The sequence below is a fragment of the Nitrospirae bacterium YQR-1 genome, from assembly GCA_039908095.1.
Taxonomy (GTDB): Bacteria; Nitrospirota; Thermodesulfovibrionia; order Thermodesulfovibrionales; family Magnetobacteriaceae; genus Magnetomonas.
On the sequence record JAMOBJ010000094.1, the window covers coordinates 1 to 867 of the forward strand.

1 protein-coding gene is annotated in these 867 nt (G+C 40.9%); it reads right to left on the reverse strand.

What is annotated here, in order from left to right; all coding sequences use genetic code 11:
- Positions 1–273: 273 nt before the first annotated feature.
- Positions 274–867, reverse strand: a 594-nt coding sequence (locus H7844_16060; protein MEO5358791.1) for a sigma 54-interacting transcriptional regulator, incomplete at its 5' end; no start/stop codon positions are given.

Below are 867 nucleotides of genomic sequence, written 5' to 3' on the forward strand. Positions count from 1 at the left end.
GGAGCAATCACTTCCTTCATTGCTTCTATTATATCTTCTTTGGTTATTACCACTTCTTTGGCAATAATATCTTTCATTTGCATCACCATAGCCTTACTATAACAAAAAACCAAAAGTCAGGTCAAATATTTTTTTACAGCTGTAGTAGCAAAGTGAAAATGTCCGGTTCTTAGCAAAATGAAAGTGTCCGTAAAGAGAGCGGGCATAGTATCCTGTAGTGAACGATATTTAATCTGACAGGTGTATAATTTCTTCCTTGCCAAAATTGTAATGTCAATCTCTCGGCGGTTTTGCCCCCGAGCCTGTATTTAAGCCAAACTTTTCAAGTCTGTACCAAAAAGTCTTGTAGCTCATACCTAAAAATCTGGCTGCTCTGGCCGCTACATTATTGGCCTTTGCCATGGCTTTTTTCAACAGCTCTTTTTCAAGCTCCTCAAAATTTATTCCTTCATCCGGTATTTCTATTTTAAGCACTCCATTACCCTCAGGAGTCCTAAGCTCTCCTTTGATATCATCCACACTTATAACGTCGTTGTCGGTCATCAGAACCGCCCGCTCTATGACCGAACTTAACTGCCGGATGTTGCCGGGCCAGTGGTAGTCCATCAACAGTCTCAGTGCTCCGTCACTTATGTCTGTTACTTGCTTGCCAAACTCCGCATTGTGTTTTTCTATGAAAAATTTAACTAAAAGCGGAATATCATCCTTTCGTTGGCTAAGTGAGGGAAGCTCTATTGTCACCACCTTAAGTCGGTAGTACAGATCATCACGGAATTTACCCTGTGAAATCTCCTTTTCCAAATCCTTGTTGGTGGCAGCTATGATTCTTACGTTTACTTTTATATTTTCTTTGCCGCCAAGACGCCG